The 13,418-nt window shown below is 73.0% G+C and carries 12 protein-coding genes; 7 read left to right on the plus strand and 5 right to left on the minus strand.

The features are described from left to right. Window positions 1–53: 53 nt before the first annotated feature. Both J4573_RS08895 and J4573_RS08900 read right to left on the minus strand, forming a co-directional pair. Complete coding sequence (locus J4573_RS08895; protein ID WP_208254795.1) at window positions 54–896, minus strand: inositol monophosphatase family protein; 843 nt, start codon at window positions 894–896, stop codon at window positions 54–56. An 89-nt stretch (window positions 897–985) separates the two neighbouring features. Beyond that, the gene (locus J4573_RS08900; RefSeq protein ID WP_208254796.1) at window positions 986–1,231 is read right to left on the minus strand and encodes a response regulator transcription factor; all 246 of its coding nucleotides are present in this window, start codon (window positions 1,229–1,231) and stop codon (window positions 986–988) included. 212 nt (window positions 1,232–1,443) lie between these two features. Here J4573_RS08900 and J4573_RS08905 point away from each other — a divergent pair, with 212 nt between their 5' ends. The 5 genes from J4573_RS08905 (at window position 1,444) to J4573_RS08925 (ending at window position 6,699) form a co-directional block, all read left to right on the plus strand. Next, window positions 1,444–2,856, plus strand: coding sequence for an MATE family efflux transporter (locus J4573_RS08905; RefSeq protein ID WP_208254797.1), 1,413 nt, complete (start codon window positions 1,444–1,446; stop codon window positions 2,854–2,856). A 69-nt stretch (window positions 2,857–2,925) separates the two neighbouring features. Beyond that, entirely contained in the window at window positions 2,926–3,204 is a 279-nt protein-coding gene (locus tag J4573_RS08910; protein WP_208254798.1) for an acyl carrier protein, read from the plus strand. Between the two features lie 44 nt (window positions 3,205–3,248). Beyond that, the gene (locus tag J4573_RS08915; protein WP_208254799.1) at window positions 3,249–4,349 is read left to right on the plus strand and encodes a DegT/DnrJ/EryC1/StrS family aminotransferase; all 1,101 of its coding nucleotides are present in this window, start codon (window positions 3,249–3,251) and stop codon (window positions 4,347–4,349) included. 3 nt (window positions 4,350–4,352) lie between these two features. Continuing rightward, window positions 4,353–5,477, plus strand: coding sequence for an inositol-3-phosphate synthase (locus J4573_RS08920; protein ID WP_208254800.1), 1,125 nt, complete (start codon window positions 4,353–4,355; stop codon window positions 5,475–5,477). A gap of 94 nt (window positions 5,478–5,571) precedes the next feature. Further along, window positions 5,572–6,699, plus strand: coding sequence for an acyltransferase domain-containing protein (locus J4573_RS08925; RefSeq protein ID WP_208254801.1), 1,128 nt, complete (start codon window positions 5,572–5,574; stop codon window positions 6,697–6,699). 72 nt (window positions 6,700–6,771) lie between these two features. On the opposite strand, the gene J4573_RS08930 is transcribed toward J4573_RS08925, so the two are convergent. From J4573_RS08930 to J4573_RS08940, 3 genes are all read right to left on the minus strand, one after another. Further along, window positions 6,772–8,397, minus strand: a complete 1,626-nt coding sequence (locus J4573_RS08930; protein WP_208254802.1) for an HAL/PAL/TAL family ammonia-lyase — start codon at window positions 8,395–8,397, stop codon at window positions 6,772–6,774. After that, complete coding sequence (locus J4573_RS08935) at window positions 8,390–9,019, minus strand: helix-turn-helix transcriptional regulator (protein ID WP_208254803.1); 630 nt, start codon at window positions 9,017–9,019, stop codon at window positions 8,390–8,392. Before J4573_RS08935 ends, J4573_RS08930 begins: the two co-directional genes overlap by 8 nt. A gap of 75 nt (window positions 9,020–9,094) precedes the next feature. Then, window positions 9,095–10,909 (minus strand): AMP-binding protein, encoded by a 1,815-nt coding sequence (locus tag J4573_RS08940; protein ID WP_208254804.1) that lies wholly within the window; start codon window positions 10,907–10,909, stop codon window positions 9,095–9,097. 170 nt (window positions 10,910–11,079) lie between these two features. Between J4573_RS08940 and J4573_RS08945 the strand changes: the two genes are divergently transcribed. Both J4573_RS08945 and J4573_RS08950 read left to right on the plus strand, forming a co-directional pair. Next, complete coding sequence (locus J4573_RS08945; RefSeq protein WP_243772665.1) at window positions 11,080–12,330, plus strand: beta-ketoacyl-[acyl-carrier-protein] synthase family protein; 1,251 nt, start codon at window positions 11,080–11,082, stop codon at window positions 12,328–12,330. Next, the gene (locus J4573_RS08950) at window positions 12,327–13,319 is read left to right on the plus strand and encodes a beta-ketoacyl synthase N-terminal-like domain-containing protein (RefSeq protein ID WP_208254805.1); all 993 of its coding nucleotides are present in this window, start codon (window positions 12,327–12,329) and stop codon (window positions 13,317–13,319) included. Before J4573_RS08945 ends, J4573_RS08950 begins: the two co-directional genes overlap by 4 nt. Window positions 13,320–13,418: the final 99 nt, after the last annotated feature.

Below are 13,418 nucleotides of genomic sequence, written 5' to 3' on the forward strand. Positions count from 1 at the left end.
ACATGTCCTCTTCCCGACATTGCCGAACGAAGCGACATTGACGACAGATCGGCCTAACCGTTCGGCCACCCTTTCAAGGCCCTGACGGTCACCCTGCCGAGCTCGTCCAGGCCGGGCCGCCACGCCGCGAACGCGCCGGGCCGGACCGTCGAGGGCGGGTCCGGCAGGGCCGCGAAAGCGCCCCCACCTGCGGTGACGAGGACCCGCCCGGCCGCCATGTCCCATGCGAACGCGTCGGGGGTCACGGCCATGTCGGCGTGGCCGGCGGCGACGTAGGCGAGCGCGAGCGCGGCCGACCCGATGCGGCGTACGTCCGCCGCCACCATGAGGTCGGCCAAGAGCGCCAGCTCGGCAGGGTGAGGTACGCCACCCGGCCGGGGCACATCGGTCAGCACCATCGGGACAGGGCGGGGCGGCGACGCGGGCACGACCTCCCCGTTACAGCGCAGTACCCCTCCGGTGCGGGCGGCGTACAACCGGTCCCTGACCGGTTCGTACACGCAGCCGCCGGCCGGGGCTCCCCGGATGGTCAGCCCGATCGAGACGCACCACAGCGGAATGCCGCGCGAGAAGTTGTGCGTGCCGTCGATCGGATCGACGTACCAGCACACCTCGCCGGCATGACCACCGTCCCCGCCGCGTTCCTCGCCGCCCTCGCCGCCCTCGCCGCCGCCGCGCTCCTCGCCGATGACGGTCGAGCCGGGCGCCGCGGCGGTCAGCTCCGCCGCGATGAGATCCTCGGCGGCGAGATCGGCGGCGGTGACCACGTCGTGCTCGTGCGCGCCCGGCTTCGACCGCGCGGCGGTGCCCTGCGCGAACTCCTCCAGCAGCAGGCGGCCCGCGCGGACCGCCGCGCGTTCGGCCGCCCGCGTCAAGGGCTCGGTATCGATGTCCATGCGAGATCTCCAGACCTGGTGAAAAGACTTTCGGGCCTGCCCGGACGGGCAGGCCCGAATGGGGCGCGGCACAGGTAAGAGGGAGCGGCCTAGAGGAGGCCGTGCCTGCCGAGGCGGATGCCCAGCTCAAGGCGGCTGCGCGCGCCGAGGTGCTCCATCGCCTGCCGAACGTGCCGCTTCACGGTCCGCGTGGAGATCCCGAGGGTCCTCGCCACCGCGGCATCGGTCATGCCCGAACACAGCAGGGCGAGGATTTCGCGTTGCACTCCGGTCAGCGCCTCGCGGTCGGGGGATTCGGGACGGCCGGTCGTTTCCACGGCTTCTCTCCTGGTCAACGTAACCTCCTGGGCGTGACGACGGCGCCGCCCCGGCATCGTCACCGTTACCAGCCTTACAGACGGTTCCGACAACCGCCGCCCGTTCGCCGCACCGGCTGACCTGGGCCTGCCCGTTCGGGCATGACCGAACGGGCAGGGCGGGCATGCAGGGGGAAGCTCCGGCCGGGTGAGACTGGCCCGCCTACCACCGGGCGCACGAGCCTCCGACCATGGAAGAACCCCGGCACAACCCGCCGAACGCGGCCGCCGCCCGGGAGGCGGGTGCGACCACGCGGCAGCGGATCGTCGCGCTGGCCGTCCCGATGTCGGTGGCCCAGCTCTTCGCCGTCGTGATCCCGGTCGTGATCGTCGGGATGATGGGCTGGATGGGCGACCAGGCCCTCCACGTCCGGTCCCTCTACATGCCGCTCGCCTCGCTGTTCTTCGCGGTGCAGCTCGCGTTCGACATCACCAACCAGTCGATCACCGCGCGGCGTACCGGCGCCGGCGAACGCGCCATGGGCGCCGCGATGATGAGCATGGCGGCGGCGTGGGTGGTCGCCGGGCTGCTGCTCGCGGCGGCGGTGAGCCTGTCCGCGCCCGGCCTCGCCGACCTCATGGGCGCCAAGGGCGACAGCCGCGGCGCGTTCATCACGTTCCTGCGGCTGATGTCGCTCGCCAACCTGACGCTGGCGTGGCCGGTGCTGTGCGCGTCCACCCTGCGCGGCGCGGGCCGCGCCAGATCCGCAGCGGTGATCATGCTCGTCGGCAACGTCGTGGAGGTCGTCGCGCTCGGCTCACTGGGCTTCGGAACGGACCTCGGCACGGTCGCGATGCCGGTCGGCACGGCCCTCAACGGGATCATCACCGGCGCGTTCGGCATGGTCATGGTGCGGCGCGCGGGCCTGCTCAAGGGGTACGGCTGGCGGCCCGGGACGCTGACGGCGCTGCTGCGCACGGGCGTGCCGGTGAGCCTCACCAACACCGCGATGTTCGGCATGAGCTTCGCGTTCGTGACGATGCTGAAGCCGTACGGGCCGGACGTCGTCTCGGGGTTCGCGACGGCCTCCACCATGCAGAGCCTGATCATCATGCCCGGGGTGGTGCTCGGCTCGGCCTCCGCGATCGTCATGAACCAGCGGCTCGGCGCGAACCCGGGCAGCCAGCTCGCACCCGTGCTGGCCGCCGCGCTGCGGGTGACGCTGACGGCCTACGCCGTCCTCGTCCCGATCCTGTGGCTGCTGCGCGTCCCGATCGGCCATCTGACGACCGGCAACCCACGGATCGCCGCGCAGACCGCGCACTACTTCGAGATCGTCGGGCCGAGCTACCTGGTGCTCGGCCTCGTGCTGACCTCGCTCATGGCGTTGCAGCAGGTCGGCGGCGGCCTCGTCTCGGTGACCGCGACGGTCGTGTACGTCGGCGGCTCCATCGGGGCCGGGTCGTACGTCAACCACGCCGCGACCGGGCCGACGCCGCTCTACACGGCGATCTGCGCGGTGAACGCCGCCGGCGTGCTGGTCGTCGCCGTGGCGCTGACCTACCTGAGCGGCCGCGACCGCCGGCGCAGGTATGCCCATCCAGGCAGTGCACAAGGGCGGCAGCTCTGGGGTGCCGCGCCGCAGACCGCGCGAACAGACTGAATTCGCTGATCACGCAAGTACCAGCACCAGTACCAGTACTCGGACTCAGAACCCGGCAAGGAGGCACGGATGTCAGGATCCCTGACCGGTTCCCCGACGGAACTGCGCACGTGGCTGACCGAGCGGATCGCCGCTCACCTCGGCAAGGAACCGTCCGCGATCGACGCGACGGCGACCTTCGAAGAGCAGGGCCTGGACTCGATGGCCGCGCTGACCCTCTGCGACGACATCGAGGACGAGCTGGGTCTGGTGGTCGAGCCCACCCTGACCTGGGACCACCCGACCCTCGGCGAGCTCACCGAGTTCATCGCCGGGGTCGCGGCGGCCAAGGCCGGTGCGGCCAAGTGACCGCCCCCCTCGCCGGAGTCACCTCGCGCGGCGGCCGGTGAACGATGGACCTGTCGTCCCGGCGCTGGCCGCCCGAACCCGACGCGCGTGAGCTCGGGCTGCTCACCGACGTGGCCCGCTCGCGCGTGTGGACCGACGGTCCCTGGACGGCCGAGGTCGAACGGCGGATGAGCAAGCTCACCGGCGCCCCGCACACCGTGGCGTTCAACAGCTGCACCTCCGCGCTCCACGCGGCGCTGCACGCGATGGGCTGCGGCCGGGGCACCCTCGTCGCGGCCCCCGCGTTCACGTTCGCGGGCACGGTGACCGGCGCCGCGCACATCGGCGCGGAGCTGCTCTTCGCCGACGTCGACCCGGACACGCTCACGATCGCGGACCCGACGGCAGCGGCGGAGATCGTCATCGCCGTGGATCTGCACGGCGTGCCGCACGGTCTCGATCGGGTGCGGGCGGCGGGCAGGCCGGTCCTCACCGACGCCTGCCAGTCGCTGGGCAGCCTGCTCGGCGGCGCGCACGTCGGCGCGACCGGCACGCACGCGTGGTCGTTCTCCTCGGCGAAGATGGTCGCCGCGCCCGACGGCGGCGCGGTCACGACCGACGACGCGGGCATCGCGGAACGCCTCCGCGAACTGCGTGACTACGGCGTCCCGGCCGGTGAGAGCCGGTCGAACGGCGCCGTTCAATGGCCTGGCGGCCACAACTGGCGGCCCTCCGAGCTGTCCATGGCGATGGTCGCGCACCGGCTGGACGGACTGGACCGCTGGACGGCCAGGACCCGCGAGGTCACCGCGCGGCTGCACGCGGCCATGGACCGGCTCGGGCTCTGGCGGCAGCGGACGCCGGAGCCGGGCGGCACGGCCTGGCACAAGGTGCGTTTCGGCCCACCCGACCGGGCGGCCGTACGGACCGCGGAGATGGAACGGGCGCTGGCCGCCGCCGGCGTTCCGACCCACCGCTGGGGCGGGGTGCCGCTGAACCGGCATCCCGCGTTCAACGGTTCCGGCCACCCGGTCGGGACCCCGGTGGCGGAGGCCGTCGCGGCGAGCACCCTGTGCTTGGGAACCGAGGCGACTCCGCCGATGACCTGGACCGACGACGAGGTCGATCGGGTCTGCCACATTTTGGAAACCAGCATAGGAAGCTGACACATGGAGACTCCTCTCGTTCGGGTCGGCATCATCGGAGTGGGCAACTGCGCCCGCGCCCTCCTCGAGGGCACGGCGCACTACCGCTCCGTCACCGACCTGTCCGCCGGACTGATGTTCCCGAAGGTCGGTCCCTACGGCGCCGGGGCCCTTGAGCCCGTCGCCGCCTGGGACGTCGACGTCGAGAAGGTCGGAAAGGACCTGTGGACCGCACGTGCCGCCGGGCAGAACCTCGACGTGGGCATTCCCCAGGCCGACCTGCTCCCGATCGGCCAGGACGTGCGGGTGCTGCGCGCCCCACGGCTGGACGGCGCCGGCGTCAAGTACCAGGAACGCGTCACGGTCGTCGACGATCACGAGGCGGGACCGGCGGCCGACGAACGCCTCAAGACCATCGAGCAGATCAAGGCGGCGAAGGTCGACGTCCTGCTCAACTACCTGCCGGTCGGGTCGCAGGAGGCGACCGAATGGTGGGCGGGCGTCGCGCTCGAGGCCGGGACCGCGTTCGTGAACAACATCCCGGTGTTCATCGCGCGCCGCGACGAGTGGCGGGAGAAGTTCCGCGCCGCGGGCCTGCCGCTGATCGGCGACGACATCAAGTCGCAGCTCGGCGCGACCTATCTGCACCGGGTGCTGGTGCGGGCGTTCTCCGACCGGGGCATCGGCCTGGAGCGGACGTACCAGCTGAACGTCGGCGGCAACATGGACTTCTACAACATGCTGGAGCAGGACCGCCTGTCGTCCAAGCGCGAGTCCAAGACCTCCGCCGTCACCGACGCCTACTCCGGGAAGCTGAACGACGAGGACGTGCACATCGGCCCGTCCGACTACGTGCAGTTCCTCGGCGACACCAAGAAGGCGTTCATCCGCTGCGAGGGCAAGGGCTTCGGCGGCGCGCCCATCGAAATGGACATGCAGCTCACCGTGCCGGACTCGCCGAACTCGGCGGGCGTCGTCATCGACGCGGCCCGCATCGCCAAGCTCGCGATGGACCGCGGCGACACCGCCGTGGACGAGTGGGTGTCGGCGTGGCTGTTCAAGGCGCCGCCGCGCGCGGTGTCGCAGGAGTCCGACCAGGTCGCCCGGGAGCGCCTGACGACGTGGATGTCGGGCGCCACGACTCGCTGACCCAGCAGCAGGAACCACGGCCGGGGCGCTCAGCGCGGCCCGGCCGTGGCCCATGCCCACGGTTTGTCCAGACGGCGACGAACAGGAGCAGGCGATGACCGAGACAGAGGTGGCGACCCGAGGCGTTCCCCGGGTCGCCGGCCAGATGGACGCGGACGGTGGTCCCGTACGGCTGGTGTTCGTGTTCCCCGGCCAGGGCGCCCAGTGGGTCGGGATGGGCCGGGAGCTGGCCGCGTTCAACCCGGTGTTCGAGCGGGCCATGCGCGAGTGCGCGGACGCCGTCGAGGCGGAGCTCGGCTGGTCGCCGCTGCGGCGGCTGTACGACGACGCACCGCTCACCGCGGTGGACGAGATCCAGCCGACGCTGTGGGCGTTCCAGGTGGCGCTCGCCGCGGTCTGGCGCGCGTGGGGCGTCGAGCCCGACCTGATCATCGGGCACAGCATGGGCGAGATCGCGGGCGCCACCGTCGCCGGGGCGCTCACGCTCGGCGACGCGGCGGCGGTCGTGTGCCGGCGCGGCGTGCTGCTGCGCGAACTCGGCGGCAAGGGCGAGATGTGGGCGGTCGGGCTCAGCGAGGCCGCGGCGCAGGAGGCCATCGGCGAGCACACGGACCTGGTGGCGGCCGGGGTGCTGAACAGCGACCGGTTCACGGTGCTGTCGGGCGACCCGGACGCGCTCGCCGCGATCATCGAGCCGCTGCGCGAACGCGGGGTGTTCGCCCGCCGGGTGAACGTCGGGTACGCCTCGCACGGGCCGCAGGTCGAGCCGGTCCGCGACGGCCTGCTCGCGGCCCTCGCCGGGATCGCGCCGCGCGCCGTCGCCACGCCCGTTCACTCGACGGTCCGGGACGCGCGGGTCGAGGGGCCCGAGTTCGACGGCGCCTACTGGATGGAGAACGTCCGGCAGCCCGTACGGTTCGCCTCGGCGGTCCGGGCCACGCTCGCGGACGGCGAGCCGACGCTGTTCGTCGAGCTCAGCCCGCATCCGCTGCTCATCCCGGCGCTGCATGACGGCCTGGAGGCCGCGGGTACGGCGGGCACGGCCGTCCCGTCGCTGGTGCGGCGGCAGCCCGACCGGGGAACGCTGCTCACCGCGCTCGGCACCGTCTACGCGGCCGGACACGACCCGGACTGGTCGCAGGTGGACACCGGCGGCGAACGCGTGCCGCTCCCCGTTCAGCCGTGGCAGCGCCGGCGGCTCTGGCTGGACCTCGACGACTGACCTCGTGCATGCGAGAGCCCCCGGCGATCGCCGGGGGCTCTGCTTGTTGGGTCAACCGGCGTCAACCGGCGTTCAACCGGCGTCGACCGCGCGGCGCAGTTCGCCGGAACGGACGGCCTCCCGCACCCGCTGGATGTCGTCCTGGAGCGGCCGGTCGCCGTCCAGGAACGGCGACAGCTTCCGTACGAGGGTGTGCGCGGCGGCCGTGGCCGGGCTCAGGTGCTCCAGCCCGCGCAGGTCGGCGGCCTGGCAGAGCGCGATGAGATGGATCGCGGTGACCTCCTGGACGAGGGCCGCGATCGAGCGGGCGTCGCGCGCGGCGATGGTGCCCATGCTGACCTTGTCCTGGTTGTGCGCCTCGGTGGAACGCGAGAACGAGGTCGCCGGGGTCGTCCAGCGCAGCGCCTCGGCGACCAGCGACGACGCGCTGATCTGCATGCCCTTGAAGCCGTGGTGCAGGCCCGCGTCCCAGCTCTCCTCCTCGAACCGCGGGATGAGGTTCGGGGTGAGGCCGTTGTTGAACTTCTCGTCCACGATCAGCTCGAGCTGCCGGTCGAGGAGGTCGCCCACGCTCGCCAGGGCGATCTTCAGCGAGTCCATCGTCTGGCCGACGTGCCCGCCGTAGAAGTTGCCGCCGTTCATGACCTCGCCGGACGGGTCGAACAGCGGGTTGTCGTTGGAGGAGTTGACCTCGATCTCCAGCATCTGCTCGACCCAGATGAGGGTGTCGCGCAGGGCGCCGACGACGTGCGGGGCGCAGCGGATCGAGTAGCGGTCCTGGATGGGGCGGGCGAGCTGCCGGTAGCCCTCGCCGGTCCACTCCTGGTCGGCGCCCTGCCCGTCGCCGGCCCCGGACGTCCCGAGCATCTCGCGGACGTGGCGGGCGCTGGCGATCACGCCCTCGTGCGGCTTCTGCTGGAACAGGAAGTCGGCGAAGTGCGCCGGGTTGCCCGCCAGCACCTGGCTCGCCATCGCCGTGCACAGCTCCGCCGCGTACGCCAGCTCGGCCGCGTCGTGGGCGGCGAGGACCGCGAAGCCCGACATGAAGGACGTGCCGTTGACCAGCGCGAGGCCCTCCTTGGCCTCCAGCGAGACCGGCGTGAGGCCCGCGGCGGCGAGCGCGTCGGCGGCGCTGCGGCGCACCCCGTTCTGCCGGACGTCGCCCTCGCCCGTCAGCATCCGCGCGACGTAGCTGAGCGGGACCAGGTCGCCGCTCGCACCGACCGACCCGCGTTCGGGGATGATCGGCAGGATGTCGTGGTTCAGGCAGTCCAGCAGCAGCCGGACGACCTCGGGCCGGATCGCCGAGTAGCCGCGCGCCAGGCAGTTGGCGCGGACGAGCAGGGTCGCGCGGGTCACGTCGTCGGGGGCGGTCTCCCCCGTTCCGCAGTTCAGGAAGCTCAGCAGGTTCTCCTGCAGGGCCGCGCCCTTGCTCGGATGCACCTGCCGGGTGTTGCTGTCACCGAACCCGGCGGTGACGCCGTAGATCGGCAGGCCCGCCGACATCAGGTCGTGCTTGATGCCCAGCGTGACGTTCATCCGTTCCACGGCCTCGGCGGCGACGCCGACGTTCGGCCGGTCCAGGTCGCGGGCCACGGCGACGGTGTCGGTGAGGGTCAGCCGGTGGCCGTCGAGCAGCACCGGCGCGCGTTCGCCGGGCTGCGGCCGGGTGAGCAGGGAGGACCGCTGGTCAGTCATGGACAAACCCCAATTCACTGTTCCGCTGGACGTGGATGATCGCTTCCACGCGACTGCCGACCCCGAGCTTGCGGAAGATGCGGGTCAGGTGGAATTCGACGGTGCGCCGGGAGATCCGCATGCGGCGCGCGATCTGCTCGTTGCCGAGGCCCGCGCACAGCGCACGGAGCAGCTCGGCCTCGCGGTCGGTGAGGCCCTGGCCGCCGACGGGCGGGCCGCCGGTGATCGCGATGCCCTCCTGGGCGAGGCGCAGGGCGGCGACGACGTCGGCGGCGCCGGCGGTGTCGGGGACGCGGACCTCGCAGTCCCGCGCGTCGTGCCACCGTCCCGCCGGAACGACGCGGGCGACACGCAGCGCCGGGGACGTCACGCGCAGCTCGGCCGCCACCCGGGCCGCCGAACGGGCCGTCATGGCCGGGCCCACCAGGAGCCAGTCCACGGCCGCGGCGTCCTCGACGGGAACGACGTCGTAGTGCTCGGCGAGCTCACCGGCGATTCCCGTCCGGCTCCAGTCCCCGGCGAGCGCTACGCGCCGCCGGGCAGGCCCGGCACCTGACGCTTCGCACGACGTGGCGCGTGACGCGGCTCGGGGCGATTCGGGGGCCGATACCGCAGCTGACACGGCGTCTCCTTCCGACGATCGGTACTGAAAGTCTCGATCACCGGGCCGTGACGCGTAGTCCCTGAGCCGCCGCGCTCACGTGCTGCCTGGATGGGCATGCCTGGCATGCCGGGCCATCTGATCCGTGGGGAGAATCGCTTCAGGCGGCGGCGGATCGCCGTAGAGCCTGTCCACGAAGTCGGCGCGGTGCGCGAGGACGCCGAGCTGGCTGACCGAGCCCTTGTCGGTCAGCTCACCGGCGGCGTGGTCGGGCGGCTCGGTGAGCAGCGCGATCCGTTCGATCCGGCGGGACGCCCGGCGGCCCTCGTTGAACGTGGCGAGGAACGCCGCGAGACGTTCGGGCGAGACGTCCGCGCCGCGCCGGGGCCAGGCCAGTGCGACCGGGCCGGGACGGCCGGAGCCCGCGACGACGACCTCGGTGAACGCGTCGGTCGCCGCGAGCAGGTCCGCGCGCAGCTCACCCGCCCGTACCCAGGTCCCGGTGGTCAGCTTGAAGTCCTCGGTGAGCCGGCCCTCGAACACCAGGCCCTGCCCGGGGTCGTCGGGGGCCGCGAGCCGCACGGCATCGCCGGTGCGGAAGTAGCCCTCCTCGTCGAACGCGGCCTCGTTCATCGGAGCGACGAGGTAGCCGGGCATGACGCCGGGTCCGGCGACGCGGAGCTCCAGCCGGCCCGAGACCGGGGCGAGCTTCACCTTCATGCCCGGGAGCGGGACGCCGATCGCGCCGGGCTCGGTCGTGTCGTGGTGCGCCGACGTCACGGCCGACGAGGTCTCGGTCATCCCCCACGAGGTGGTGAAGCGGACCTCGTGCCGGGCGTGCTCGTCGGCGAGCGCGAGCATCCGCACCCGGAGCCGCTCCGGCAGCGGCGCGCCCGCGCTGAACAGCAGCCGCACGGTCGAGAAGAACTTGCGGGCGCAGTGGGGCTCGCGTTCGAGGGCGTCGGCGAGCAGCGCGAACCCGGCGGGCACGTTGAAGTACACGTTCGGCGCCGTCTCGGAGAGGTTGCGCAGGCTGTGCTGGAACAGCGCCGGGGTCGGGCCGCCGTCGTCGATGAGCAGCCGCCCGCCGTTCACCAGGACCATGTTCAGGTTGTGGTTGCCGCCGAAGGTGTGGCTCCATGGCAGCCAGTCGAGCAGGGTCAGCTGCGTGCCGGACAGGAACGGCCACGCCTGCCGCATCGTCTGCTGGACGGCCAGCAGCATGCGGTGCGTGTTCGGAACGGCCTTGGGCCGCCCGGTCGAGCCGCTGGTGAAGAAGATCCGGGCGATGGAGTCGGGGCGTACCGCCTCCCGCGCGGCGGCGAGCCGGGGACCGGGCGCCTTCCGCATCAGGTCGGCCAGCGGGACGGCGTCGTCCGGGCCGGGGCCCGCCGGGCCGAGTGCCGCCGGGCCGACGATCAGCGTCGGAACGAGGTCGCGCAACGCCTCCAGCGCCGGGCCGAACCGCACGCCGTCCTCGGCGTACACCGCGCCCGGCCGCGCCACCTCGGCCGCCGAACGCAGCCGCCCGTAAGTCCCGTTCAGCGAGTTACCCGTGCTGAGCGAGACGACGGGGATGCCGGCGACGTGCCCGGCGAGGATCAGCAGCAGGTGCCGCAGCGAGTTGCCCGACAGCACCAGCAGCGGCCGTTCGGGACCCAGCCCGAGGTCCAGCAGCGCCTCGCCGATCGACTCGGCGTGCGCGAGGCCCTGCGCGTAGGTCAGCTCGTCCCAGCCGCCCTTCCGGCGCTCGGCGGCCAGCACCGCATCGGGCCTGTCGCGCGCCCAGCGGTACAGCGGGCGCGCGAGGTCGGCCTCGTGCGGCTCCAGAGGAACGGCGGAGGCGAGCAGGACGGTTCCGTCCGGGCGCCGCCGCATCTCGATCTTCGGCTCCGCGAATATCCGGTTCACCTTCGGCACGGTAAGCCGGGTCCCCGCCGCGCTTGAACCAGGGATTTCAACAGTTGTCCGCCCGCCGGGCCGCGTGACAGCTTCCGAACAGGACCTTCCCCTTCGACCCCCTTCGACCTTCTTCCGCTTCAGGAAAGAACCCTCCCCCGCCGGCGAACGTGGAGCGAACCTTGGCGAGCAGCGATCGGCCCGAGCCGGACGACCGGATCGTCGTCACCGGCTTCGGCGTCATCTCCAGCATCGGAATCGGGCGCGCGGACTTCCTGGCCGGGCTCCGCGCCGGAAAGTGCGGCTCCTCCCCCATCTCCCTGTGGGACGCGAGCGGCTTCGCGCACCGGGAGGCCTACGAGGCCCCCGCGTTCGACCCGGCCGACCACCTGCGCAACGTCGAGCCGGGCCGTTATGGCCGGGTCGGCGCGCAGGCCGCGGCGGCCGCGCGGATGGCGGTGGCGGACGCGGGCCTGGACCTGGACGCGGCGCGCGCCGAACGCGGCGTGATCGCGGTCGGGACCACCTGCGGCGAGTCCCTGGACATGGACGCGCTGGCCGCGGCCGAGGTGGCGGGCGGTCTCGGGCAGCTCCCCTCTGAGCAGGCGCGGCGCGTTCATCCCGGACGCCTGCCCATCGCGGTGGCCGCCGAGCTCGGCCTGACCAACGTCGAGCCGGTGACGATCCCCACGGTGTGCGCGGCCGGGAACTACGCGATCGGGCACGGGCTCGACGCGCTGCGGTTCGGCGAGGCGGACTACGCGCTGTGCGGTGGGGCCGACTCGGTGAACCGGATGGGGTTCGCCGGGTTCTACCGGCTGCGGGCGCTGGCGAAGGAGAAGTGCCGGCCGTTCGACCTGGACCGCGACGGCTTCATGTTCGGCGAGGGCGCCGGGATCCTGGTCCTGGAGACGCTGGCCCACGCGCGTGAACGCGGCGCGACCGTCCTGGCGGAGATCGCCGGATACTCGCTGAACTGCGACGCCGACCATCCCACCCGGCCGAAGCGCGAACGGGTGGTCGAGTGCCTGCGCGGCGCGCTGCGCGACGCGTCGGCCGACCCGGCCGAGGTGGACGTCTTCTTCGCGCACGGCAGCGGCACCAAGCTGAACGACGAGATGGAGTCGGCGGCGCTGCGCGAGGTCTTCGGCGCCGCGCCGCCGCCCGTCACCGGCCTCAAGTCGATGATCGGGCACACCCAGGGCGCGGCCGGGGCGCACGGCTGCATCGCCGCGATGCTCGGGATGAACCACGGCTTCATCCCGCCCACGGTCAACTTCGCGACGCCCGACCCCGTCTGTCCCGTCGACTGCGTGCCGAACGAGGCGCGGCCCGCCTCGATCGGGACCGCCGTCGTCAACTCGCTGGGCGTCGGCGGCAACAACGCCGCGGTCGTCCTGCGGAGCTTCGAGAAGTTCGGGGAGGCAGCGTGAGCACCGTCATCTCGCTGATGTCGCTGATGTCGCCCGCCGGTGTCGGCGAGGCCGCGTTCACCAAGGCGCTGCGTGCGGGGCCGCCAGGCCCGCCGGACGCGCCGGGTGGGCCCGTCGCTGGCTTCGAGGCGGCGACGCCGGCGGACGCGGCCGCGTCGTCCACGCAGCTGGTCAACCGGCCGTCCGCGATCGCCGTCGCGGCCGTCGCCGACGTGCTGGAACGCGCCGGTCTCGACGACTGGGACCCGGCGCGGCGCTCGGTCGTCCTCGGCAGCGGCGGGGCCGGCATCGACGAGTCGATCACGATGACCCGCGACTCGCTGACCAGGGCGCGGCCCGACAAGATCAACCCCGCGCTGGTGCCCGCCTGCGTGATGAACTACGCCCCCGCGCTGGCCGCGATGCGCTTCGACCTGCGCGGCCCGAACGTGACCGTGACGGCGGGCCGGGTCACCGGTCTCGCCGCGCTCGGCTACGCGCGGCGGCTGCTCGCGCGCGGCCGCGCCGACGCGGTGGTCTGCGGCGCGTTCGAGGACGTCGGCGAACGGCGCGCCGCGATCGCCGAGGCGGCGGGCATCAAGGGCCCGGCCGCCGCCGGTTGTGGTGTGTTCCTCGTGGAGTCCGCCGAACGGGCGCGCGCCGCCGGGCGGACCGTTCTGGCGGAGATCCTCGCGCTGGACACCGGCGCGTTCGCCGAGCCCGCCGACGCCGAACCGGTGCTGGCGCAGACCGTGGACCGCGCGCTGCGCCGCGCGGGGGTGAACGCTGCCGACATCGAACTGTTCGTCCCAGCGGGCGAGGAGCCCGCGCCGCACGCCGGGATCCCTCGCGTCGTACGGCCCGCCGAGGTGTTCGGCGACGCGTTCGGCGCAGCCGCGGCCCTCCAGGTCGCCGCCGCCGTCACCGAGGGATCGCCTGGCGGGCTCGCGCTGGTGACCGCGGCCGACCCCGACGGGCAGACCGGGGCCTGCCTGCTCCGCACGCCTTGACCGAGGTCACCGCCCTGACCGAGGGCGCGCCCTGACCGAAGGCACCGCCTGACCGAGGCACGCCCGACGTGGTGAGGCTCTGACGACGAGGAGCACGAA

It is taken from the genome of Actinomadura barringtoniae (assembly GCF_017573505.1).
Taxonomy (GTDB): domain Bacteria; phylum Actinomycetota; class Actinomycetes; order Streptosporangiales; family Streptosporangiaceae; genus Spirillospora; species Spirillospora barringtoniae.